Genomic DNA, 23,269 nt, shown 5'->3' on the forward strand with positions numbered 1-23,269 from the left:
ACACGGCAATAACCCGGGAAGGTAAGAAAATTTTTTACTAAATTTCCTATGCGCAGCCCCTCATTGTAAAATACTACAAAGCATGACCGGGGATATGGGGTAAGTTTTCAAGCTATCCCGCATAGAGTTATACCGGGGGTGATAGGGTGGCGAAAAGGGAACTTAAATTCATCTTCAAAGGCTGCCAGGTTGATGATATATGGTACCCGGCAGAACAGTACCCGGCAGACAACCTGCCAGACGAGATTAAAACAGCCATAGAACAAGGGTGGCTAGAGGGATACTTCAAAAAACACGAGCAACAGCAAGATTAGGTCGGGTAATTCCCGACTGTCTAATAACTGGACAAGCGGGCGTAAAAAGATAAAAGCCGGCTATTGTAAGCCGACTAGTAAAGCTAGTAACATCATTTATCCGGTAAGTATGGTTTGTTTTGCGTATTCTTTTCCTTAGCGCTATCGCGATTTGAATTATATTTTGGATCACCGAAGGTAACCTTCTTTGAATTAGCTTTTATGTCTTGTTTATACAGTGAAATAAAAATCACCTCTTAGGCCATAGTTTATCCTGAAAAATTGCTGCTTTAACTATGCTTTTTATCTATATCATCCGTGTCCTTAGTTGCTGATTTTTTATTACTGTATTCTTTTAAAATTTGTTGCTGTTTCCTCCATTCATTAGTACGATCAGGATGTTTTTTGTCCATAAAATCACCTCCCAATTAGTATTTCCGAGGTGAGAGGAAATACGGCAGTAAAAATTTGAAAATTGAGGTATGAGGGGCTAGCGATGATTGTGATTGATGATATTTGGATAATCATCAACGGCTTCATAATTAAAATCATGCAAGTGGAAATACTATATATGAATACGATAGGGAGGTATGTATATATGACCGAAACAGACATACTTATAAAAGAAAAAGTTGTGCCGTTTAGGGAAAAAATTCTCAGTATTGTGAAAGAAAAACATCCTTATTTATACTCTATAGCGGATAGCCTCCTAGCTGGCCGTAAAAACAAAGCTGGTCTTCAGGTGACCCGGAATGGACAAGTTATTGGCGAGTATACATTTCATCTGGAGGGACTACGTGTAGAAAGTGTAGATACTGGTCAACTAGATTCGGGAGTACACCACCCATTGCTGGGGTTGGTTAAACCGTACGGGGTAATAGAGATAAATGCAATTGAGCGTATGCTTAAGGATGAAGAACTTACTACTGAATTAATTAGTGCTTTTGCCAGGTATCTGCCTGATATTACAGTGAAATTTTTGCGGTAATTCTACTAAGGCTGCTGTTTGGGACGTTCCAATAGGAGTGGTTTTTACTTTTATCTTCCGGCCACATCTTTTGAGTACGTCCATCTGTATATAATGAAACTAAAACGGAAATTATAGAATCATTACAGGAAAGGGTGGTATTATAATGCTTTGGTTTTTATTAATTGGACTGATTTCTGGATGGCTTGCTAGCATGATCTCGCGCGGGGGATTCGGTTTCTGGGGCGATCTGGTAACAGGTGTTATAGGTTCTTTTATTGGTGGAAGTATATTTAACTATATGGGAATATCCACATATGGAATAATCGGATCAATCATTTCAAGTACTGTCGGAGCGGTTATACTTTTATGGGTTATACGGATAATTTTTCATGTAGCACCTGCCGCATCGAAGAAAGACTAACCTTCCTTTAGCCGTCCAGCTTAGAAGCCGTGAAGAATCCACCATCAAAATGGACATTGAGACAAAAAGCCTTCTGTTGTAGGATAACTGCGACAGGAGGTTTCTTCTATGAGGAAACATAATAATCTTCACCTTATCATAGATATTTATCAGGGAGGTGTTAACTATGCCAGATAAAAACATTGTTGGTAATACGCGTGATTTGAAGTTGAAAGAGGTAATAAGTGTAATTGATGGTAAACGTATGGGACATATTACTGATATAGAAATTGACGTTGACACTGGGCGGCTTACCGCTATTGTTGTACCGGGGATGGGGAAATTTTTAGGACTATTTGGACGTAATGAAGATGTGGTTATTCCGTGGGATAAGATCAATAAAATCGGAATGGATGTAATTTTGGTTGAAGGCGCAAGCATTGGCGGGTTAAAGCATGAATAACGTAAAAACTCTAACCGGTAGTGGTTAGAGTTTTTATGTTAAAATTTCCTATCAGGCAGGAGAAACACAACATGTGGCGTATATATAGTATGCAGGGCACAATATATAGTACTGCAGGTAATGACCTACAAATAGTATAACATACTTACTAGAGTAATCAAGGAGTGAGTGAAATTTGCGCTGTCCTTTTTGTGGAGCAGCTGATAGTAAAGTTGTTGATTCAAGAGCAGCCGACGAAGGAAATTCTATTCGCCGGCGAAGAGAATGTTCGGTTTGCGTCCGTCGTTTTACTACCTATGAAGTAGTTGAAGAAATACCTCTGATGGTTATAAAAAAAGACGGACGTCGGGAGAGGTTTGATCGTAGTAAGCTACTAGGCGGCCTGTTAAGAGCCTGTGAAAAGCGACCGGTTCCTGTTAATGTGATTGAAACAGCTGTCAGCAAAGTCGAGAGAGATCTTTATAATAGTGTGGAACGAGAGGTTTCTACCCGGCAAATTGGTGAGTCTGTGATGCAGCATTTAAAAGAGATTGATCAGGTTGCCTATGTAAGGTTTGCTTCAGTGTATCGGCAATTTGCTGATATTAATAATTTTATGCAGGAACTTGAGTTACTTATGAAAACACAGCATAAAGATTAATCAATATGGGGGAAAGAGAATGTTTGTTAGGATAAAGAAACGTGATGGACGAGAAGCCGATTTTGATGAAAGTAAAATAACCGAAGCAATATATAAAGCGGCGAAGGCAGTAGGCGGGGCAGACCGGGAACTGGCATTAGAACTCACGCTTAATGTACTAAAATTTCTAAAACAGCAATATAATGGTGGTTTATTTGGAGTAGAAGATGTGCAGGATGCTGTTGAAAAGGTATTAATTGAAACAGGCCATGCCAAAACCGCGAAGGCTTATATTTTGTACAGGGACAAGCGTAATCGCTTGCGGGACGCTAAATCAGATCTAATGGACGCAGTGGGTGAAATTCTGGTGGAAACCAGTCGTGAGAACGCGAATGTTTCTAATTCACCATCTGCGAAGATGTTGCAAATTGCCAGTGCTGCCAGCAAGGCCTTCTATTTAAACCGACTTATTCCAGAAAAGTTTGCGCAAGCTCATGTTAAAGGGGATTATCACATTCATGATTTGGACTTTTATGGAAAAACATTGACTTGTGTCCAAATTCCTCTGGGAAAACTACTTAACAGTGGCTTTAACAACGGGCACGGCTATATTCGTTCTCCCAAACGCCCTGCATCAGCTACTGCTCTTGCGGCCATTATCTTGCAGAGTTCACAGAACGATATGCATGGGGGGCAGTCGTTTGCTTTTTTCGACCGTGATATTGCACCATTTATGGAAAAGGCCAGTAATGAAGAAGTATATCAGGCTATGGAAGCGTTGATTTACAATTTAAATAGTATGCATTCCCGGGCAGGTGCTCAAGTACCATTTTCCAGTCTTAATATCGGGACTGAAACTTCTCCAACCGGGCGAGCAGTGATAAAAAATGTATTGTTAGCTTATGAAAAAGGGTTAGGACGGGGTGAAAATCCTATTTTCCCGAATATAATTTTCCGTCTTAAGGAAGGGGTTAATTTTAATCCTGGTGATCCTAACTATGACTTGTTCAAACTGGCAATTCGGGTTGCGGCTCAACGGCTTAATCCTACTTTTAGTTTTATGGATTCCTCTTTTAATAAAGCCTATGGGGATCAAGTTGGCTATATGGGCTGTCGTACCAGGGTAATGGCTAATCGCTGCGGTCCGGAAGTAACTGATGGACGCGGAAATTTGAGCTTTACTACAATTAATTTGCCGCGTTTGGCTATTAAAGCCGAGCGTAATTTTATGAAATTCTATGAAAGTCTGGCTGAACTGATTGACTTAACTTGTGAGCAGCTTTATCATCGTTTTCAAGTGCAGGCTAAGCTAAGGGTACGTGATATGCCGTTTTTGATGGGACAGGGTTTATATATTGATTCGGACAAGCTAAATCCTAATGATTATATTGAAGAGGTTATAAAACAGGGTACGTTATCAGCTGGATTTATCGGTTTGGCTGAAACGCTGACAGCTTTAACCGGTTGCCATCATGGCGAAAATGAAGAATCCCAGATTATGGGAGAAGAAATCATTGCTTTTATGCGTGATAAGCTTGATCGGGCTGCTGAGCATTATGATTTGAACTATACGTTACTAGCAACACCGGCTGAAGGTCTATCAGGACGATTTGTAAAAATGGATCGCCGGGAGTATGGTATTATTCCCGGTGTTACCGATAAAGAATACTACACCAATTCATTCCATATTCCTGTTGGCTATCCGATAAGCGTTTTTGACAAAATTCGTATTGAGGGCGTATATCATAAGTACACTAATGCCGGCCATATCAGCTATGTTGAATTTGGTGCACCTCCTGTCAATAATTTAGGAGCATTAGAGGAAATTATTCGCCATATGCGTAAATGTGATTTTGGCTATGCCGGCTTTAATTTTCCCGTTGATTTCTGTGAAGGTTGTGGACATCTAGGGGTAATTGACACTGATGAATGCCCATCATGCGGGACTACCAGTATTCGGCGTGTTCGCCGTATTACCGGTTATTTAAGTACTGTTGACCGGTTTAATGATGCCAAGTTAAAGGAATTAAACCAGCGCGTATGCCATATTTAGGAGTAAAAAATGGAAATTAGACTTGCTGGGATAACGGAAGAAAGTATTGTGGATGGTCCGGGATTACGACTGGTAGTATTTACCCAAGGCTGTTCACACAAATGCGAAGGTTGTCATAACCCGGATACACATGATATCAATGGCGGTTATGCTACTGAGGTTGAGGATCTGTTTCTCTATATTGAAAAAGTTTTTATCCGTAATAAATTATTAAAGGGGGTAACTTTTTCAGGTGGAGAACCCTTTCTCCAAGCGAAACAGCTGTCCTTGTTAGCTCAAAAATTAAAGGTATTGGGTCTGGACATAGTTACTTATAGCGGGTTTACTTTTGAACAGTTGGCAGCAATGACGGTCAATCGTAAAAGCATTGGAGATTTGCTTAAACAAACCGACATTTTGATAGACGGTTTATATCAGGCCGCTGAACGTGATTTAGGGCTGGCCTTTCGCGGTTCTCGGAATCAGCGTCTGATTGATGTAGCAGCAACAATAGCTGCTGGGCGAGTGGTATTATGGGAAGATAGCTTACAAAAACGCTGGGCGTAAAGCACTTCTGCTTTTCGAAGCGAATTCTTAGGGTAACTTGTCATCAGATAATTTAATGAAATATTGGTATACTATTGTAGTGTCACCTATACTTGCGATTATGGGCAGACATTACAGGTGGATGTGATAAAAATGTCATGGCATTTAAAAGAGCGCCTGCAAAAAATTGTGGCTGCTGAGCAGGGAACTTTGGTCTATGCGCCGGGTTCCCGCCAGCCTATGGCTCTTGTTTACCCTAATACGTATCATGTTGGAATGTCCAACCTTGGAATGCATATTATTTATGAACAGATAAACAGCCGGGGCGATACAGCCTGTGAACGGCTGTTTTTGCCTGATAAAAAAATGCTAAACGAGTATATTCGAACAAACACACCTTTATTAACGCTAGAGAATCAGTTACCATTATATGAATTTCCGTTGATTGCTTTTGCTGTTTCATTTGAGATGGATTATTTTAATCTACTTACTATTTTACTGACAGGAAAAGTTCCGGTATTGGCGGCTGACCGGGGAGACGGTGATCCGTTGGTAATTATCGGCGGTCCATGTGCTACCTTTAATCCTGAACCATTGGCAGACTTTATTGATGCTTGTATAATTGGTGAGGGAGAAGAAGTAATCCAGGACTTCCTGGATAGTTATTATGACAGTTTGCAGCAAGGGCTGCCAAGAGAAGAACTATTGTTGCGGTTGGCGCAAATTGAAGGCGTTTATGTTCCCCGCTTTTATCAGCCTGTATATGCTGATGACGGCATTATTGAATGCTATGAACGGCATCCGGTACTGCCAGCTACCAAGGTGAGGCGTCGATTTATTAAGGATTTAGGGAAATATCCTGCACAAACGGTGATTGTTACCTCGGAAACTGAGTTTAAGGATATGTTCCTAATTGAGGTTGCCAGAGGTTGTGGCAGGCATTGCCGTTTCTGTATGGCTGGTTATTGTTTCCGTAATCCCAGAGTTCGGCCTTTGGCACAGATTGCCGAAGGTGTTGAGAAAGCTAAGATGTTCCAGGCAAAAGTCGGTTTGATGGGGGCCGCTATTTCCGATTATCCTGAAATTGATAAATTATGCCAGCTGATTCTAAATGAGGGGCTTACGATGTCGGTTGCGTCACTTCGAGCTGACTCACTGACGCCTGGCTTGGTAGAGGCTTTGGCTGCCAGCGGCCACAAAACCATTACGTTGGCACCGGAAGCCGGCAGTGAGCGAATGCGGCGGGTAATCAATAAAGGAATTACTGATGAGCATTTATATCAAGCTATAGCTGCTGCGACAACAGCCGGAATTCCCCATGTTCGGTTATATATCATGGTTGGGTTACCGGGAGAAAGTGATCAGGATGTTGAGGCTATTATTGAAATGGTCCACAGAGTCAAGGAGCATATGGAATCTTTAGGAAATAGGGCAATGTTAACATTAAGTATTAATCCCTTTATTCCTAAGCCGTTTACGCCATTTCAGTGGTTGCCGATGGCTTCGATGGAGGAAGTGTCTTCCAGATTGAAATACATCCAAACCATTTTGAAAAAAAGGAAAGGTGTAGAGGTATTAATTGAGCAACCTAAAGAGGCTTATATCCAAAGTGTTTTGGCGCGAGGTGATCGCAGGTTAGGGCAAGTACTGTTTACCGCTGCGGCTAATGGTGGTGTCAAGGGGTGGAAACAGGCTCTTAAAGCGCATCAGGTTAGTGAAGAGTTTTACTTATATCGTCCAAGAGGTGAGGACGAGGTTTTGCCATGGGATAACTTGAGCATGGGTTTCGACACAGCATATCTATTGGCTGAATATCATCAAGCGCAAGCAGAAAAATACACCCCGCCATGTAGTGCAGGGTGTAAAAGATGTGGTGTGTGTCAAGAATAAGGATTTCGAAATATAAACAAAAAGCAGAGCGGTTCGCTCTGCTTTAGTACTATTGTTGTACTAACATGATTATATTCTTATATCATATTATGGTGGAGGGAGGTGGATTCGAACCACCGAAGTCAAAGACGGCAGATTTACAGTCTGCTCCCTTTAGCCACTCGGGAATCCCTCCGGAGGATAACTAGCTGAACTGCTCTGGCACGTCCAATAAAACATATTCTATCATGTCTATTCAGCAATTTCAGGCCCTAATGCAGCAAGAGTATGATGAATTGTTATGTTTTATTGCCGTCTGTCTGGTTCGTCCCTGGGCGGTTTTTTTATTTTCATCTGCCGGAAATAAAGGTTTTTGGAAGGAAATGTAGAAATGAAAATGAAATGAAATAATAATTATAATTATTTATTGATAAGGGGATGATTTTATGATTAAGGCGCTTGGTCGTATAGTATTTTTTGTTATTTCAATGATCAATCCCCATTTTGGGCACACTAAGAAAAAAGTTAAAGAAGTTGTAAATGTAAAATATCCTGTATATAAGAAAGCCGGCTAAATAGACGCTCTATCATCAGGAGGGGGCGTGTGGTTTGTTTATGTAGCCCACTCTCAGCTTCGGTTGGGGGTGGTTTTTTGTTTTTACTGCCGGAATCGTATGGCGGATGTAAGTTCATTTACATATTATAATAATGAAGGAAACATGAATAAATAATAAAACAAACCTCTTATATAAATAAGAGGTTGTAAATGGCGTTAGAATGCTTGCTTTAAATTTTATTGTTAGAAGTTTATCAAGTCTTCGGGATACCTGATATTACTGGGTTTATCTGGTCGGGGCGACAGGATTCGAACCTGCGGCCTCTTGGTCCCGAACCAAGCGCGCTACCAAACTGCGCTACGCCCCGGCTCACATTTATTAAGTATACACATTCATAATACTGTTGTCAACAGTGGAAAAGTGTAAATTATATGGTTTGTTGAATGGTACATTATGAGTCTTAAGTCCCACAGGAATTTTATAGAAAATGTCGAAATCGAGAAAAGACAGATTAAAGTAAATGGAGGTATGTTTTTGAAGTTAGTCAAAATTACTCTTGTTATGGTTGTTTTTGTAGTTGCATTGCTATTAACTCCTGGTAATTCAGCTCTTGCATCAGGCCAGGATATGCCGGTATTAAGGATAGGAGACGCTAATGATGCTGTTTACACCTTACAGAGAGAACTTAAAAAAAGAGGTTTTTATCAGTCAGATGTGGATGGCAAATTTGGCTCAGATACTAAGGAAGCTGTTCTTGAATTCCAACAGATGATTGGAATTCAAGTTGATGGCATTGTTGGTTTCGAAACATGGCAGACGCTTCGCAGCTTTACAGGTACTGCTGAATCAAGTCGTGGTAATTATAACGGAAAACTTGGACGGCAACTTGCTAATTTTGCCCAAGGGTTTCTAGGTGTGCCTTATACTTGGGGAGGGGCTGCTCCCGGTGGTTTTGATTGCTCCGGCTTTGTTTACTATGTGTATAGCCAATATGGTATCTCGTTGCCAAGGGTTGCAGATGAACAATATAATTATGGGCGAAGGGTGTCAATGAATGACATTCAGCCTGGTGACTTAGTTTTCTATAGTACCTATACCCCTGGTCCTTCACATGTTGGTATATATGTGGGAAATGGGCAATTTATCCATGCTAGTTCTGGTGCCAGTGAAGTAACTTTGACTGCAATGTCTAAGGACTATTACCAGACGCGTTTTTTAGGAGCTTTCCGTATAGTTAGATAATATATATTCCGCTTTTACCTGTTTATATATAGCGGTAATAAAAAATAGCCGGTTATCCGGTTATTTTTTGTTTGTCTACTCTTGAGGCGGGTATACTAGTAGACAAATATTATTTTTCACAAAAAGTGCTGTGGTTGTTTAAATGTGCTAAAATACTAATGTTAAGTGAATTTAAATTACAATTTGAGGTATGTATGCGGATTATTACAGGAGTTGCCAAAGGAATCAAGCTTAAAGCACCTAAAGGACTTGATGTGCGTCCTACGGCTGACCGGGTTAAGGAATCTATATTTAATATTCTTGCAAACTTAGAAGTGCAAGTTGATCGAAATGCAATTATGGGTGCAAAAGTACTGGATTTATTTGCCGGTACAGGTAATTTGGGATTGGAGGCATTAAGCCGCGGGGCAGTCCATGCGTTATTTGTAGACCATAGTATGGTCAGTCTTGCGACAACAAAAGAAAATATTAATCATGCTGATTTAAGTAAAGTGTCTGAAGTTTACCGTGGTGACTCTCTAAAAACATTGGATAAATTAGCCCAATCAGGGCGGTCATTCACGCTTATATTTGTAGACCCTCCATATAATCAGGGATTGGTAAATGCTGTGCTGCAAAAACTTGATAATACTGATGTTGTTGAAAACGGCGGACTAATTGTTGTTGAATACTCTAAACATGAACAACTAAATGCGGATTGGCAACACTTGAAGCTAGTTCGTAACGAACGTTATGGGGAAACATTGGTGGCTTTTTTGTCCAGATGGAAAGGTTAACTTTCCCTGGATTGAACGACTAAGGCTTCTGCCTGCGTCCTAAAGGACGGCACAAGCCAAGTCTTATCTTAACGCGATATTACGAAATTACTTCAGGAGGAAGCTGATATGCGGATAGGGGTTTGCCCTGGAAGTTTTGATCCGGTTACAAACGGGCATGTGGATATATTCTCACGGGCTAGTAAAATGTTTGATTTAGTCATTGCAGCTGTTTTTCATAATCCTAACAAAAAACCACTATTTACCATGGAAGAACGGGTGGAAATGTTAAATCTGGCAACTAAGGATATTGCTAATATCAAGGTTGATAGTTTTTCCGGTCTTTTATATGATTATGTGCTGCAGCAAAATAGTAGTTTTATTGTTCGGGGCTTAAGAGCTTTGAGTGATTTTGAATATGAATTTCAACGCGCTTTGCTCATTAAAAAAATAGTTCCGGAAATAGAAACAATTTTTATGATGACAAGTAATGAGTATTCATTTGTTAGTTCAAGTAGTATTAAAGAATTGGCTAAATTTGGTGGACCAATTACTGGTTTGGTACCTGAATGCTTAGAAGAAAAAATTACAAAAAGAATTCGTGAAAAAAGCTAGAATTGTTTGAAGGGGAAGGGAGAAGATTATGAGTATTGACAAGTTGTTAGATGAGATGGAAACTATACTGGTTGAGGCGACCCGCCTACCCTTTACGAATAAGCGGGTTATTGAAGAAGATGATTTGGCAAAATTCCTAGATGACTTCCGTGAACTGCTCCCTAAAGAGCTTGAGGAAGCAAAACGGATTATCGCTGATCGCCAGCGTATTCTTGATGAAGCACAAAAAGAAGCACAAAATATCGTAGAACAAGCTAAAACCTATGTTATTAAGCTTACTGATGAAAATATTATTAATAAACAGGCACAGGAGCAAGCAAATGACCTTATGACGCAAGCTAGTTTAACTGCTAAAAACCTACAAAATGATGCTGTCAATTATGCAGACGAAGTATTTAAGCATGTTTTGAATAACCTGGAGCAAACACTAGAAGTAGTTAGGCAGGGACATCGTGATTTGCAGCAAAATAAAAATAATTTAACAAAATAGAAAAGGAGCTAGGCTCCTTTTCTATTCGCATAACGATAGATTCCTCTTAGCAGATGAACTGCAATTGACATTACAATCAGGATGCTAAGCAGTATTCCAATTTGATACGTAGTCTGCTCAATTCTAGTCAACCAAAAAATAAAACTATTACTTTGGCTCATAGTCATGGATGCGGGAATAACCATTAGTGTGGTAAGGCGTTGTCCTGATCCAAGCAGTAATACGGTGAGGATAGCTGCGAGTACGGCGTGTAGCAGTCTACCTACTATGTAAGGAGTCATACGAATACCTGATTCGATAACAATACTGGCTACTTGGCCGTGGACACAAAGACCGCTCCAAGCAATGATGGCACTGGCAATAGCAACTTTTTCAACTAGAGGAGCCGCTACTTGACTGACTGCTAGTGTTCCTAAATCAATTTCCAGGAAACCGCTTACCAATGCCGGAGCCAGGTTGGTATTATAGTTGATCAAGCTTAGTGCTGATGCAAATACGTCAGTCAGGATATCAGTAATGCCAACTATCGTCATGATACGAATAAATACGGAGAATACAATGATAAAGCCACCAATCAATATAATGGTATTCATGGATAATTTTACAGCATCACCAAGCAATTGCCCTGATGAGCGCTTATCTTCTTGACGGGCATTATATAAGGCCCGAAAGGCACGAATAATGATATTGCCGCTTGCTGCTGGAGTATCGAGGGCATAGCTATCCCTGCTCCGGCCATGAAATCGGAAAGCAACCCCAACGAGAAAACTTGATATGTAATGGGCCAAGGCAATAGTTGCTCCTAATTCAGGCATACCAAACATACCTACTGCTACAGCTCCAAACATGAATAGTGGATCAGCAGTGTTAGTGAAAGATAGCAGGCGCTCGGCCTCGACAGCTGTACATAGTTGGTTTTTTCGAAAGCGGCAGGTTATTACAGCATCCATGGGGTAGCCTGATGCAAGTCCCATGGACATGGCGAAAGCACCAACGCCGGGGACATTGAAAATAGGCCTCATCAACGGTTCCAGTAAAACGCCGATGAAGTGAACAACACCAATTCCCATAAGTATCTCGGACAAAATAAAAAAAGGCAGCAGAGCGGGAAAAACTACATTCCACCATAGGTTCAAGCCCATGATGGCCGAATCAAAGGTTTCTTTAGGATACGTAACCATAGTAATGGTAATAAATACAGTACAAAAGGCCATAAAATATACTAGTAGTCGTGAACGATAACGCCTGCCACTGCCCCAAGTCCGCATATATTAATCTCCTCCTCCAAGCCGTGCGGTTTGATAATATATATATTGATAGGCAAGCGGTAATATAACTAAAATGAAGTATCAAATACACTTAGTTGTATTGGAGGAGGATAAATTGTGTTACCAAAAATAGGTTTGGCTTTAGGATCTGGCGGCTTACGGGGGATTGCGCATATTGGAGTGTTAAAGGTACTCAGAAATCATCAGATACCGATAGATTATATTGCTGGTTGTAGTATTGGCAGTTTAATTGGCGCACTATATGCCGCAGGGCTTGATCCGGAAACTATCTTAAAATTAGCCAAAAATTTAAAAAAACGTCACTGGTTGGATTTTGTAATCCCGCAGATGGGAATTGTTGCCGGCGAACGGGCTCTAGCGACAATTCGTCTATTAACAAAACAAAAGACGTTTGCAGATTTAACAACTCCGTTGGCAATTGTTGCAACCGAACTAAACAGTGGACAGGAAGTTGTCTTTACCGAAGGGGATGTTGCCAAGGCAGTAAGGGCTAGTATTTCTGTACCGGGAGTGTTTATTCCTTTTGCTATTGATGATGTACTGTTCATAGATGGTGCAGTTATCAATCCGACCCCTATTGATACGGTGAGGAATATGGGCGCAGATGTTGTGATTGCTGTTGATTTGGCGCATGCAGGTACAGTTTGCAATATCAGTAACATGTTTGACGTAATCATTCAATCCATTGATATTATGGAACGAGAATTATGCAGGCAGCGCCAGCCTGATTGTGATATTCTTATTCAGCCTGCTGTGGGTAAGCTGTCACCCAGTTCTTTTGATACAATGGATGAGTGTGCTTTAGCAGGAGAATTGGCCGCTGAAGCAGTCATTCCGGAAATTAAGAAATTATTGTCTAGTCCGGTATATAGTGCGGCGAAGTCTGATAATCCTGACCACCTGACCGCCACTGACCATTAGGTGAGCCAAGTACATATGTTTCTGTTGCCACAATGTCATAAGCTAACATAACTTGCAAGGGCGGTAAGTTGCTATGTTGCCGCTGTTTACTAGTAAGGAAATGAGCTGTTTTTGTTATTATAGGCACAGTAGCTTGATTGCTGATTTCTTTTAGTAGTGTCCGCCCATTGCGGTTAAAGGCCAATACGCGGGCATAGAGTGGGCCTGATTGGTCAAATTGTGTAAGCTTATCTTTGGTTATCCCTAATAGCGCATAGATAATAATTCGTTGTAGACGGGTTAATGTGTAGCGCTTGCTTTTGCTATAAAGTAGTAATTCTTCAACCGATGTTGCCTTAAGGGCAGCATCGCTTATTCTATTGTGAAGTCCTTCGGTAACCTCTGGTAAAGCAGCCAGCTCATCAAGGCCCATAGTCCTGAGTTTGGCCAAAATCATATTGCTGAAGGCCTGTAATGTAACCGGCACTTTGCCAATCGAAACTAAATAATTAATTTGTTTGGCACACGCTGGCGGCAGTGATTGCCAGGCCATACTGTTGGGAGAAAGCGTACTATTTTCTAAAAGGGCTGCTCTAATAGCAGTGGCACTGGCAATAGTAGCGGTAACCTGATTATCATGATAATTAGCACCCAGGCGTTGTATGGGAAGAGGCTTAAGCTGGGGAGCATAGGCTGTGATTGCCCGTAAGTATTCGATGGCTAAAAGGTTATTTGGGGTTTGTATCAGACTTGCTGCAATACCTGATTCTGTCGATAGTGCTGCCGCCAGGCTGGCGGCATAGGTTTGACCTGTTTTCATTTGTTGGCGCATCCTGTCAATAACACCTTGGTTATTTAAACCATTGGCGACAGAAGCCAGCAGAGATAAGTCTGGCGTTTCGGTTCCAAAGCAGACATGGCTGACAATTCCCAGACGACTGAGCAGCTGAATACCTCCTGCTGCAAAATATTGTGCGCTGCGTACTGAAAAGACGGCAGGCAGTTCGATTATCAAATCAACACCGGCCTGAACGGCCATCGCCGCTCGTGACCATTTATCCGCTATTGCCGGTTCGCCGCGTTGTAAAAAGTTACCGCTCATAATACCAATAGCGAATTGTGCACCGGAAATTCGTTTAGCTTCGTTCAAATGCCATAAATGCCCATTATGGAAAGGATTATACTCAACGATCATACCTACTGCGTTCATTACACTTCACCCTATGTTATTTTACCCTATATTCGCTATTTGTGAAATTTTTTATTAAATAATGTTCCTGAATGAAGGGAAAATTAGTCAGGCGTCGAAAACATAAAAATTGGTTACTACTATGTACCCCAAAAATAAGGAGGATTTTGCTGTGAAAGTTTTAGTTGTTAACTGTGGAAGTTCTTCGATTAAGTACCAGCTGGTTAATATGAACGATGAGTCCGTTTTGGCTAAGGGTCTAGTTGAGCGTATTGGTTTAGATGGTTCGGTGTTAACTCATCAGCCGGAAGGTAAAGACAAAGTAATTATTAATGCTGATATCAGCGATCATAGCATTGGTATTAAACTAGTTATTGAGGCGTTAACTGATGCTAAACATGGTGTAATTGCCAGTATGAAAGAAATTGCCGCTGTTGGTCACCGGATTGTTCATGGTGGAGAAAAATTTGCCGATTCCGTATTGATTACGCCTGACGTTATGAAAGCTTTGGAAGAGTGTATTGAAATGGCGCCGCTGCATAATCCGCCTAATATTATGGGTGTAAATGCTTGCTCCAAAATTATGCCTGGTGTTCCGCAGGTAGCTGTTTTTGATACTGCTTTCCATCAAACAATGCCTAAAGAGGCGTTCCTTTACGCTATTCCCTACGAAGCGTACGAGAAATATGGTGTTAGACGGTATGGCTTTCATGGAACCTCCCATAAATTTGTTTCACAACAAGTGGCTGAGCTTATGGGCAAAAAATTATCCGATTTGCGTATAATCACTTGCCACTTAGGAAATGGTTCCAGTATTGCAGCTATTAAAAATGGTAAGTGTATTGATACCAGCATGGGCTTTACTCCACTTGATGGTCTTGTAATGGGAACTCGCAGCGGTGGAATTGATCCTGCGATTCTTCCTTTCCTGATGAAAAAAGAAAAAATGACTGCCGAGCAAATAGATAACTACTTGAATAAAAAATCGGGCGTACTTGGTATTTCAGGTGTATCCAGTGATTTCCGTGATATTGAGGAAGCCGCTAATGCAGGCAATGAGCGGGCGGCTCTGGCCCTTGATATCTTTGCTTATAGAGTTCGTAAATATATTGGTTCTTATGTCGCTGCTATAGGTGGCGTTGATGTTATTGTATTTACTGCTGGTCTTGGCGAAAACTCGATTACTATGCGCGAGAAAATTTGTAATGGTCTTGAATATTTGGGCACTCGCATCGATCCTGCCAAAAATAATATTCGGGGCAAAGCGCAAGAAATCAGTGCCGACGGTTCAGAAGTCAAAATTTTTGTTATTCCGACCAATGAAGAACTTGTTATCGCCCGCGATACTAAGACAATCTGCGGCAATCTTGCATAATTGCTAATGAGCCTTCGTAGGACAGGCAGGGGACATTCGTTCCCTGCTTTGCTTATTTCTTGACAAACATTCGGCGTGTCGATATAATAGATGAAGGTTGGTGGAAAATGATGAAAATTAATATAGCTCAACTCAAAAAAGAGCTTGGTAGCACCCAATCCTTTTCTTTTAGAACTTCAGCCGAAGAACTAGGTCTTGGTAAAGAGCAGCTTATTTTGTCAGAGCGTGTAATAGTTGAAGGTCTGGTTACCAATAAAGGAATAGTTTTTGAGGTAACCGGCGAAATTAATACTTGCTTAAAGCAATGCTGTAGCCGTTGTCTGGAAGAGATGGTTACCTCACTTACTGCTGTGTTTAGTGAAGAATACCGCGAAGTTGAATTCAAAGAATCAAGAGATGTTTTAGATTCGGAAATTGACTATTTTAAAGGCGATGAAATTGATATTACCGACCTTGTTCGCGAAACTCTTTTGTTGGCCGAGCCCATTAAACCGGTGTGCAGCGAGACTTGTCGCGGCTTATGCCCTAAGTGCGGAGTCAACCTAAACGTAAATACCTGCGGCTGCAACCTAGTTAAAACTGATCCAAGGCTTGCGGTTTTAGAAAAACTCTTGTCGAAGGACTGAGATATGCAGGTTAGCCAATTTTGTTAAGGAGGTGGAAACAAATGGCAGTACCTAAGCGCAAAATGTCCAAAGCCCGCCGTGATAAACGTCGTGCTAATTGGAAACTTACTATTCCTGGATTAGTAGAATGCCCCCAATGTCACGAAAAGAAAATGCCTCACCGTGTTTGTCCTGAATGTGGTCATTATAATGGTAAAGTTGTGGTTCAAGCAGAATAAAAAAATAAGCAGTGAGCAAGATAAAAGACGATCAATTTTATCTTGCTCACTTTTTTACTTGCATAATTAGTAGTAACTAGCTATAATTAATACTAGCATATGGTATTAAAACTTGTTGATAAAACTAGGTGATGTTATGGCGCGAATTCAAAAAAAAATACGTCAGGAGCATTTGCAAGAAAAGCTGATAAACACACCTTTTCTTACTGATGAGGAATTAGCTGCACATTTGAATGTGAGTGTGCAAACTATCCGGCTTGACAGGCTGGAACTTGGTATACCCGAACTTAGGGAGCGTACTAAGCTGATGGCGGAAGAAGCACGGAACAAGCTCAAGTCTATTTCCAGTGCCGATGTCGTTGGTGAATTGATTGATCTTGAACTAGGCAGATCAGGTATATCGCTAATGACAGTAACACCTGATATGGTATTTGAAAAAACGAAAGTTGCACGGGGACATTATGTTTTTGCTCAGGCCAATTCGTTAGCACTAGCAATTATAGATGCACCCATAGCCGTTACTGGGGTCGCAAATGTCAAATATAAGATTGCAGTGCATGAAAGCGAAAAACTGGTAGCAAAAGCTGAAATTATAAAAAAAAGAGGCAATAAATATTTTATTTGGGTAAAAACTAGAAATGATAAACAGGAAGTATTTCGTGCCAAATTTATTATGGTATCACTTGAAGCTAATTTGCATAAATAGCAATAAAGATCAATAGTTTGTATTTTGTCGGTTGTGTGAGGGGAGATACCAAATGAGGGTTGCCGTTGATGCTATGGGTGGAGATTATGGGCCTGACGAGATTGTTCTAGGCGCATTTCAAGCTGCTCAGGAATATGAACAAGAAGGCATTGAAATTGTTTTAGTCGGCGACCAAGCTCAAATTATTCAAGCGCTTGACCGTCATGGTAAGTGGAAAGAGGGAAATATTACTGTTCAACATGCCAGCGAAGTTATTGATATGCACGATTCACCGGGTGCCGCTGTAAGGAAAAAAAAGGATGCCTCAGTAGTTGTTGCCACTGGATTAGTGAAACAAGGACATTGTGATGTAGTAATATCAGCTGGCAGTACCGGTGGTGCAGTGGCGGCTGCCTTATTTGGATTAGGCCGCATAAAAGGTATTGAGCGGCCGGCTATTGCGACACCGATACCTAACCTTACTGGTACAACAGTTCTTTTAGATTCAGGTGCTAATGTTGATAGCAAACCCAAGCATTTGGTGCAAAATGCTATTATGGGCTCTATTTATGCTGAGTATGTACTTAACATTCCAAGGCCGAGGGTAGGTCTTTTAAATATTGGTGAAGAAGAAAGCAAAGGGAATGAACAAGCTTTTACTACATATCCGCTATTAACACAACTTAATAGTGTAAATTTCATTGGTAATGTTGAAGGACGGGACATTCCGAAAGGTACTGTCGATGTTGTGGTTTGCGATGGGTTTGTTGGGAATATTGTCTTAAAGTTTGGTGAAGGCTTAGCCAGTGCTATCTTGCAATTGCTTAAACAATCAATCAAGTCCGGCAGCCTTTGGACAAAATTGGCTGCTATGCTTATAATGCCTACTTTGCGGGGATTAAAGAAAAAGCTTGATCATGCCGAATACGGCGGTGCGCCGCTATTAGGTGTTAACGGTGGTTTTATTATCTGTCATGGTAGTTCACGGGCAAAGGATATAAAGAGTGCGATTAGAGTAGCTAAAGAATTTACTGAACAAGAAGTTGTTGCCCATATTCGCGAAACCATTGCTAAAGAAGGGGTTGTGACTAATGAGTGATAATATAGCAGTTGGTATTATAGGTATTGGTACTTATTTACCGGATAAGATAGTAACAAATAAAGATTTAGAAAGCATTGTAGAAACTTCTGATGAATGGATTGTCGATCGAACTGGTATTCGTGAGCGGCGGATAGCTGCTTCTGATATCGCGACCTCAGATCTAGCCAGCCGGGCGGCACAAAGAGCTCTTGATGATGCTGGTGTTACTGCTGAAGAAATTGATCTCATCATTGTTGCTTCAGCTACACCGGATATGTTTTTTCCGTCTACAGCTTGTTTGGTACAGGCCAATATTAAGGCTACTAACGCTGCTGCTTTTGATTTGGCAGCAGGATGTTCCGGATTTGTTTATGCAATGGTAACCGGCAGTCAATTTATTAAGGCCGGTTTATATAAAAAAGTATTAGTTATTGGTGCGGAAACTCTTTCCAAAATACTGGACTGGACGGATCGTAATACCTGTGTTTTGTTTGGGGATGGCGCTGGCGCGGCCGTACTGGCTGAGACGTCACCAGGCTATGGTATTTTAGCCTCGCAACTGGGGGCTGATGGTGCAGGTGGCGATTTGTTACAGCTTCCTGCTGGTGGTTCACGTAATCCGGCAACCGATGAAACTGTCTCCCAAAGAATGCACTTTATTCATATGAGTGGTAATGAAGTATTTAAATTTGCCGTTAAAATAATGGGGGAAGCTGCCAATAAGACTTTGGAAGCTGCTGGTCTTAGTGCTGCCGATGTTGATTGTTTAATCCCGCATCAGGCCAATATTCGTATTATCCAGTCGGCAGCCAAACGGCTTAAATTGCCGATGGATAAAGTAATAGTCAATGTTGATAAATATGGCAATACTTCAGCCGCATCTATCCCCATTGCGCTGGAAGAGGCTGTGCATAGCGGCAAAATTAAACAAGGTGATAATGTTGTGCTTGTTGGTTTTGGCGCTGGGTTAACGTGGGCCTCTGCTGTTATGAAATGGGGCAAGGAGGCCAATACTAATTGTTAAATAACAAACTTTGCCAGCTGTTACAGATAAAATATCCTATCCTGCAGGGTGGAATGGCCTGGGTAGCTACAGCTGAATTGGCAGCCGCGGTGTCTAATGCCGGTGGTTTGGGAATTATTGGTGCGGGACATATGCCGCCTGACGCACTACGAGCGGAGATTGCCAAGGCCAAAAAGCTGACAAACAAGCCTTTTGGCGTCAATATTATGCTCAAGTCGCCGTTTGTCAAAGAGGTAATGCAGGTAGTTATTGAGGAACGCGTAGCTGTTGTTACTACTGGGGCAGGTAATCCGGGAGAATATATCCCAGCCTTAAAGGCAGTTGGAACAAAGATAATTCCTGTTGTTGCCTCCGTAGCGCTTGCCAAACGATTAGAACGGGTAGGTATTGATGCGATTATTGCTGAAGGCATGGAAAGCGGCGGTCATGTAGGTGAAGTAACAACAATGGCATTAGTGCCACTTGTTGTTGATGCCGTTAGTGTGCCGGTTATTGCCGCAGGCGGTATTGGTGATGCGCGCGGCGTTGTGGCGGCTTTAGCTCTGGGCGCTCAAGGTGTTCAGTTGGGAACAGTATTTGCAGCCACGACGGAGTGTACAGCTCACCCCAATTATAAGGCGGCCATTATCAAATGCAAAGAACGCTCGACTGTAGTTACTGGTGCCATAACAGGTCATCCTGTTAGAGTTATTGCCAATAAGTTAACCCGCGATTTTGCTGAATTAGAAAAGTGCGGTGCGTCAACAGAAGAATTGGAACGTCTGGGTGCCGGAAAGCTCAAAGCAGCTGTGCGCGACGGCGATGTGGATTATGGTTCAGTAATGATTGGGCAGGTGGCTGGTATGATTACTACTATACGCCCGGTAAATGAAATTATGCAGGATATAGTTCAGCACATTCCTGAAGTAATGGCTGAACTTTCACAGAAAATATAGATAGATACATAAGGAGGGAAATAAATGGGAAAACTGGCTTTTGTTTTTCCTGGACAAGGTTCTCAGACTGTAGGTATGGGTAAAGACCTATATGAACAATTTGATACGGTTCGGGCCATATTCAAGTCAGCCGATGAGGCACTTGGCTTTTCAATTACTGACATGTGTTTTGATGGTCCTGAAGAAGAACTAAAAAAGACATATAATACACAACCGGCTATTTTGACGGTTAGTGTAGCATGCTATGAGGTACTAAAGGAGCAAGGTATTAAACCGGATATTGTGGCCGGTCATAGCTTAGGTGAATACTCAGCCTTGGTGGCTGCAGGGGCGTTAGCGTTTACTGATGCTGTGAGGTTGGTAAGAAAACGCGGTCAGTTCATGCAAGAAGCAGTGCCGCTGGGAGAAGGCAGCATGGCAGCTATCCTGGGACTTGAACGCAGTAAAGTTGTTGAGATTTGTCAGCAAGTGGAAGGCGAACTCGGTGCTGTGCAAGCAGTAAACTTTAATTGCCCAGGCCAAATTGTTATCGCAGGTACGGCGCAAGCTGTTGAAAAAGCGAATGAGTTGTTAAAAGCTGCCGGCGCTAAACGGGCAGTATCTTTACCTGTAAGTGCTCCTTTTCACAGTACACTCATGCAACCGGCAGCCAGGAAACTGGAAACCGAGCTTGCTCAAGTTGACATTAAAGATGCTCAAATTCCGGTTGTTGTAAATGTTAATGGGCAGATTGTAACTCAAGGTGGAGAATTACGGGAATTGCTAGTCAAACAGGCAGCTAGCCCAGTACTTTGGGAAGACTGTATTGCTCAAATCGTGAATTCTGGCGCTACTACTTTTGTTGAAGTTGGTCCTGGTAAAGTTCTTACCGGTTTTACTAAAAAGATTGTAAAAGAAATGGCAGCCTTGAATATTGAAGATGTGGCTTCTTGCGAAAAAGTGCTTGATTATTTCAAGGAGGTTCGCTAAAATGCATTTAGATGGACAAGTGGCAATTGTTACCGGGGCTTCAAGAGGAATTGGCCGGGCAGTAGCTATTGCTTTAGCGAAAGTTGGCGCAAAGGTTGTTATCAATTATGCGGGTAACGCCAAGGCTGCTGAAGAGGTTTGTAAAACCATTACTGATGCTGGCGGTCGGGCATTTACATTTCAGGCCGATGTTTCAGATAATGGGGCGACTGAAGCGCTTGTAAAAGCAACAATCGAAGCCTATGGGAAAATTGACATTTTGGTAAATAACGCGGGTATAACCCGGGATACACTGTTAATGCGCATGAAGGACGAAGATTGGGACGCTGTAATAAATACTAATCTTAAAGGCATATTCTATTGCACGAAGGCAGTAGCTAAGATTATGATGAAGCAAAGAAGTGGTAGAATAATCAATATGACGTCGGTTGTTGGGATTACTGGCAATGCCGGACAGGCAAACTATGCCGCTGCCAAAGCCGGGGTTATTGGTTTTACTAAATCTATGGCCAAGGAATTGGCATCACGGGGCATTACCGTTAATGCTATTGCACCAGGGTTTATTGCCACAGATATGACCAATACCTTAGCTGAACAAGTTAAGACTGATTTGATAGCCAAAATACCTCTTAATCGTTTAGGTGCTGCGGAAGATGTTGCTGCCGCTGTAGTATTTTTAGCAACAGAATCTGCAAATTATATTACCGGACAGACTTTAAATGTTGACGGTGGTATGGTAATGTAATATATGACTTTAAAAAATTAAGATTACATGCCTTGGAAGGAGGTGAACACCATCATGACAACTTTTGACAAGGTTAAAGAAATCGTTGTTGAGCAACTTGGCGTTGATGAAGCTGATGTAGCCATCAATTCTACTTTCATTGACGATCTTGGCGCTGATTCACTGGATATTGTTGAACTGATTATGGCCTTTGAAGAGGAATTCAGTATCGAAATTCCGGATGAAATAGCTGAAAAAATCAAAACAGTAAAAGACGCTGTGGAGTACATAGACAAGGAAAAACAAGCGTAACACTGCTTTGCTGGTGTCATAATTAATGACATTACCTTACGACAATGAAGAAAGTCCCGTGGAAACTTTTTTCGCGGGACTTTCTTAAAGGTAATGGCAGGATGTAGCTAAGGGTATGGTTATTGATTGGAGGAGTTGTTACTTGAAACTTCCGGAGCTTAAAATTGGCCAACATGTTGCTAAGATTCCTATTATCCAAGGTGGTATGGCCATAAGATTATCAACTGCGCGCTTGGCAGCAGCAGTGGCTGAAGAGGGTGGGATCGGACTTATAGCGGCATCTGGCATGGGCTTTGATGAGTTGCGTTACGAAATCCGTTTGGCACGCAGTTTAACTAAGGGAATAATCGGTATAAATATTATGGTGGCAGCAAGGGAATTTGCACGTTATGTCAATACTGCTATTGATGAAGGAATTGATTTGGTAGTAGCAGGAGCTGGTTTTTCTCGCGATGTATTTCCTATGGGGAAAAAGTCTGGAACTCCAATCGTGCCTATTGTATCAACAGTTAAAGGGGCCAAAATTTCGGAAAAACTAGGTGCTGCTGCCATCATTGTTGAAGGCAAGGAAGCTGGTGGGCACTTAGGAACAGACCAATCGCTAAGAGATATTTTACCTGATATCAAAAAATCAGTGAGTATACCTGTTATTGGTGCCGGTGGAATAATGTTTGGCCAGGATATTGCTGAAGTAATAAAACTTGGGGCAGATGGTGTGCAAATGGGCACAAGATTTGCTGCTAGTGACGAGTCAAATGCCGCTCCAGCGTTAAAGGAGTTTTATTTAAAAGCTAGACCGGAAGATGTGGTATTAATCAAAAGCCCGGTAGGATTGCCAGGGCGGGCGATAAAAAATCCTTTTGCTAAGAAAATTCTTGAATGTACAGCTGATGAGCCTGAAACTTGTGGGGCCTGTCTAAAACATTGCGCAAGGAACTTTTGCATAATCAGTGCACTGATTCGGGCCCAACAGGGTGATGTTGATACCGGGCTGGTATTCACCGGCGAGTATATTCATAAAATAGATAAAATACTACCTGTTAAAGAAATTTTCGCAAGACTTCTTAAAGAAGTTGAAGAAATAAACTAGT

At 41.6% G+C, this 23,269-nt stretch carries 28 protein-coding genes and 2 tRNA genes; 25 read left to right on the forward strand and 5 right to left on the reverse strand.

Annotated elements, in window-relative coordinates; all coding sequences use genetic code 11:
- Positions 1–146: 146 nt before the first annotated feature.
- The gene (locus AC1ECB_RS05035; RefSeq protein WP_485667716.1) at positions 147–314 is read left to right on the forward strand and encodes a hypothetical protein; all 168 of its coding nucleotides are present in this window, start codon (positions 147–149) and stop codon (positions 312–314) included.
- Positions 315–583: 269 nt separating this feature from the next.
- Here the strand turns inward: AC1ECB_RS05035 and AC1ECB_RS05040 are convergent, their stop codons facing one another.
- Positions 584–706 (reverse strand): hypothetical protein, encoded by a 123-nt coding sequence (locus AC1ECB_RS05040; RefSeq protein ID WP_485667717.1) that lies wholly within the window; start codon positions 704–706, stop codon positions 584–586.
- An 83-nt stretch (positions 707–789) separates the two neighbouring features.
- Here AC1ECB_RS05040 and AC1ECB_RS05045 point away from each other — a divergent pair, with 83 nt between their 5' ends.
- From AC1ECB_RS05045 to AC1ECB_RS05075, 7 genes are all read left to right on the forward strand, one after another.
- Positions 790–1,281 carry a hypothetical protein gene (locus tag AC1ECB_RS05045; protein ID WP_485667718.1) on the forward strand — a complete coding sequence of 164 codons (492 nt, stop codon included), beginning with the start codon at positions 790–792 and terminating at the stop codon, positions 1,279–1,281.
- A 145-nt stretch (positions 1,282–1,426) separates the two neighbouring features.
- Positions 1,427–1,684, forward strand: a complete 258-nt coding sequence (locus tag AC1ECB_RS05050) for a GlsB/YeaQ/YmgE family stress response membrane protein (RefSeq protein WP_094605514.1) — start codon at positions 1,427–1,429, stop codon at positions 1,682–1,684.
- Between the two features lie 166 nt (positions 1,685–1,850).
- A complete protein-coding gene (locus tag AC1ECB_RS05055) occupies positions 1,851–2,126 on the forward strand; it encodes a YlmC/YmxH family sporulation protein (RefSeq protein ID WP_485667719.1) in 276 nt (91 codons plus the stop codon).
- 175 nt (positions 2,127–2,301) lie between these two features.
- Positions 2,302–2,766: a transcriptional regulator NrdR gene (gene nrdR, locus AC1ECB_RS05060; protein WP_485667720.1), complete on the forward strand. Its 465-nt coding sequence runs from the start codon at positions 2,302–2,304 to the stop codon at positions 2,764–2,766.
- Between the two features lie 19 nt (positions 2,767–2,785).
- Positions 2,786–4,798 carry an anaerobic ribonucleoside-triphosphate reductase gene (gene nrdD, locus AC1ECB_RS05065; protein ID WP_485667721.1) on the forward strand — a complete coding sequence of 671 codons (2,013 nt, stop codon included), beginning with the start codon at positions 2,786–2,788 and terminating at the stop codon, positions 4,796–4,798.
- Positions 4,799–4,807: 9 nt separating this feature from the next.
- Entirely contained in the window at positions 4,808–5,344 is a 537-nt protein-coding gene (gene nrdG, locus AC1ECB_RS05070; RefSeq protein ID WP_485667722.1) for an anaerobic ribonucleoside-triphosphate reductase activating protein, read from the forward strand.
- A 132-nt stretch (positions 5,345–5,476) separates the two neighbouring features.
- On the forward strand, positions 5,477–7,213 hold the full coding sequence (locus AC1ECB_RS05075) for a TIGR03960 family B12-binding radical SAM protein (RefSeq protein ID WP_485667723.1): 1,737 nt from the start codon (positions 5,477–5,479) through the stop codon (positions 7,211–7,213).
- A gap of 90 nt (positions 7,214–7,303) precedes the next feature.
- Here the strand turns inward: AC1ECB_RS05075 and AC1ECB_RS05080 are convergent.
- Positions 7,304–7,388, reverse strand: a tRNA-Tyr gene (locus AC1ECB_RS05080).
- Between the two features lie 250 nt (positions 7,389–7,638).
- Between AC1ECB_RS05080 and AC1ECB_RS05085 the strand changes: the two genes are divergently transcribed.
- The gene (locus AC1ECB_RS05085) at positions 7,639–7,767 is read left to right on the forward strand and encodes a hypothetical protein (protein ID WP_485667724.1); all 129 of its coding nucleotides are present in this window, start codon (positions 7,639–7,641) and stop codon (positions 7,765–7,767) included.
- A gap of 272 nt (positions 7,768–8,039) precedes the next feature.
- Here the strand turns inward: AC1ECB_RS05085 and AC1ECB_RS05090 are convergent.
- Positions 8,040–8,116, reverse strand: a tRNA-Pro gene (locus tag AC1ECB_RS05090).
- Between the two features lie 167 nt (positions 8,117–8,283).
- Between AC1ECB_RS05090 and AC1ECB_RS05095 the strand changes: the two genes are divergently transcribed.
- From AC1ECB_RS05095 to AC1ECB_RS05110, 4 genes are all read left to right on the forward strand, one after another.
- A complete protein-coding gene (locus tag AC1ECB_RS05095) occupies positions 8,284–8,991 on the forward strand; it encodes a C40 family peptidase (RefSeq protein ID WP_485667725.1) in 708 nt (235 codons plus the stop codon).
- Between the two features lie 194 nt (positions 8,992–9,185).
- The gene (gene rsmD / locus AC1ECB_RS05100; RefSeq protein WP_485667726.1) at positions 9,186–9,767 is read left to right on the forward strand and encodes a 16S rRNA (guanine(966)-N(2))-methyltransferase RsmD; all 582 of its coding nucleotides are present in this window, start codon (positions 9,186–9,188) and stop codon (positions 9,765–9,767) included.
- Positions 9,768–9,875: 108 nt separating this feature from the next.
- Complete coding sequence (gene coaD / locus AC1ECB_RS05105; protein WP_485667727.1) at positions 9,876–10,361, forward strand: pantetheine-phosphate adenylyltransferase; 486 nt, start codon at positions 9,876–9,878, stop codon at positions 10,359–10,361.
- Positions 10,362–10,389: 28 nt separating this feature from the next.
- Entirely contained in the window at positions 10,390–10,851 is a 462-nt protein-coding gene (locus AC1ECB_RS05110) for an ATP synthase subunit B family protein (protein ID WP_021167500.1), read from the forward strand.
- A gap of 8 nt (positions 10,852–10,859) precedes the next feature.
- Here AC1ECB_RS05110 and ylbJ read toward each other — a convergent pair whose 3' ends face one another.
- Entirely contained in the window at positions 10,860–12,119 is a 1,260-nt protein-coding gene (ylbJ, locus tag AC1ECB_RS05115; protein ID WP_485667728.1) for a sporulation integral membrane protein YlbJ, read from the reverse strand.
- A 117-nt stretch (positions 12,120–12,236) separates the two neighbouring features.
- On the opposite strand from ylbJ, the gene AC1ECB_RS05120 reads away from it, so the two are divergent.
- Positions 12,237–13,061 (forward strand): patatin-like phospholipase family protein, encoded by an 825-nt coding sequence (locus AC1ECB_RS05120; protein ID WP_485667729.1) that lies wholly within the window; start codon positions 12,237–12,239, stop codon positions 13,059–13,061.
- Here AC1ECB_RS05120 and AC1ECB_RS05125 read toward each other — a convergent pair.
- Positions 12,997–14,250: a nucleotidyltransferase gene (locus AC1ECB_RS05125; RefSeq protein WP_485667730.1), complete on the reverse strand. Its 1,254-nt coding sequence runs from the start codon at positions 14,248–14,250 to the stop codon at positions 12,997–12,999. The genes AC1ECB_RS05120 and AC1ECB_RS05125 overlap by 65 nt on opposite strands.
- Positions 14,251–14,401: 151 nt before the next feature.
- On the opposite strand from AC1ECB_RS05125, the gene AC1ECB_RS05130 reads away from it, so the two are divergent.
- The 11 genes from AC1ECB_RS05130 (at position 14,402) to AC1ECB_RS05180 (ending at position 23,268) form a co-directional block, all read left to right on the forward strand.
- The gene (locus AC1ECB_RS05130; protein ID WP_485667731.1) at positions 14,402–15,604 is read left to right on the forward strand and encodes an acetate/propionate family kinase; all 1,203 of its coding nucleotides are present in this window, start codon (positions 14,402–14,404) and stop codon (positions 15,602–15,604) included.
- Between the two features lie 107 nt (positions 15,605–15,711).
- A complete protein-coding gene (locus tag AC1ECB_RS05135) occupies positions 15,712–16,230 on the forward strand; it encodes a YceD family protein (protein WP_485667732.1) in 519 nt (172 codons plus the stop codon).
- 41 nt (positions 16,231–16,271) lie between these two features.
- Complete coding sequence (gene rpmF / locus AC1ECB_RS05140) at positions 16,272–16,448, forward strand: 50S ribosomal protein L32 (protein WP_021167506.1); 177 nt, start codon at positions 16,272–16,274, stop codon at positions 16,446–16,448.
- A 136-nt stretch (positions 16,449–16,584) separates the two neighbouring features.
- Positions 16,585–17,154, forward strand: coding sequence for a transcription factor FapR (fapR, locus tag AC1ECB_RS05145; protein WP_485667733.1), 570 nt, complete (start codon positions 16,585–16,587; stop codon positions 17,152–17,154).
- A 52-nt stretch (positions 17,155–17,206) separates the two neighbouring features.
- Complete coding sequence (gene plsX, locus AC1ECB_RS05150; protein WP_485667734.1) at positions 17,207–18,232, forward strand: phosphate acyltransferase PlsX; 1,026 nt, start codon at positions 17,207–17,209, stop codon at positions 18,230–18,232.
- Positions 18,225–19,238: a beta-ketoacyl-ACP synthase III gene (locus AC1ECB_RS05155; protein ID WP_485667735.1), complete on the forward strand. Its 1,014-nt coding sequence runs from the start codon at positions 18,225–18,227 to the stop codon at positions 19,236–19,238. The genes plsX and AC1ECB_RS05155 overlap by 8 nt, the downstream gene beginning before the upstream one ends.
- Positions 19,232–20,173 (forward strand): enoyl-[acyl-carrier-protein] reductase FabK, encoded by a 942-nt coding sequence (fabK, locus tag AC1ECB_RS05160; protein ID WP_485667736.1) that lies wholly within the window; start codon positions 19,232–19,234, stop codon positions 20,171–20,173. The genes AC1ECB_RS05155 and fabK overlap by 7 nt, the downstream gene beginning before the upstream one ends.
- 24 nt (positions 20,174–20,197) lie before the next feature.
- Entirely contained in the window at positions 20,198–21,142 is a 945-nt protein-coding gene (gene fabD, locus AC1ECB_RS05165) for an ACP S-malonyltransferase (RefSeq protein ID WP_485667737.1), read from the forward strand.
- A 1-nt stretch (position 21,143) separates the two neighbouring features.
- Complete coding sequence (gene fabG / locus AC1ECB_RS05170; RefSeq protein ID WP_485667738.1) at positions 21,144–21,887, forward strand: 3-oxoacyl-[acyl-carrier-protein] reductase; 744 nt, start codon at positions 21,144–21,146, stop codon at positions 21,885–21,887.
- 54 nt (positions 21,888–21,941) lie between these two features.
- The gene (locus AC1ECB_RS05175; RefSeq protein ID WP_021167513.1) at positions 21,942–22,178 is read left to right on the forward strand and encodes an acyl carrier protein; all 237 of its coding nucleotides are present in this window, start codon (positions 21,942–21,944) and stop codon (positions 22,176–22,178) included.
- 142 nt (positions 22,179–22,320) lie between these two features.
- Positions 22,321–23,268: an NAD(P)H-dependent flavin oxidoreductase gene (locus tag AC1ECB_RS05180; protein WP_485667739.1), complete on the forward strand. Its 948-nt coding sequence runs from the start codon at positions 22,321–22,323 to the stop codon at positions 23,266–23,268.
- The last annotated feature ends 1 nt before the right edge of the window (position 23,269 follow it).

It is taken from the genome of Sporomusa sp. 246TCP1 (genome assembly GCF_057319775.1).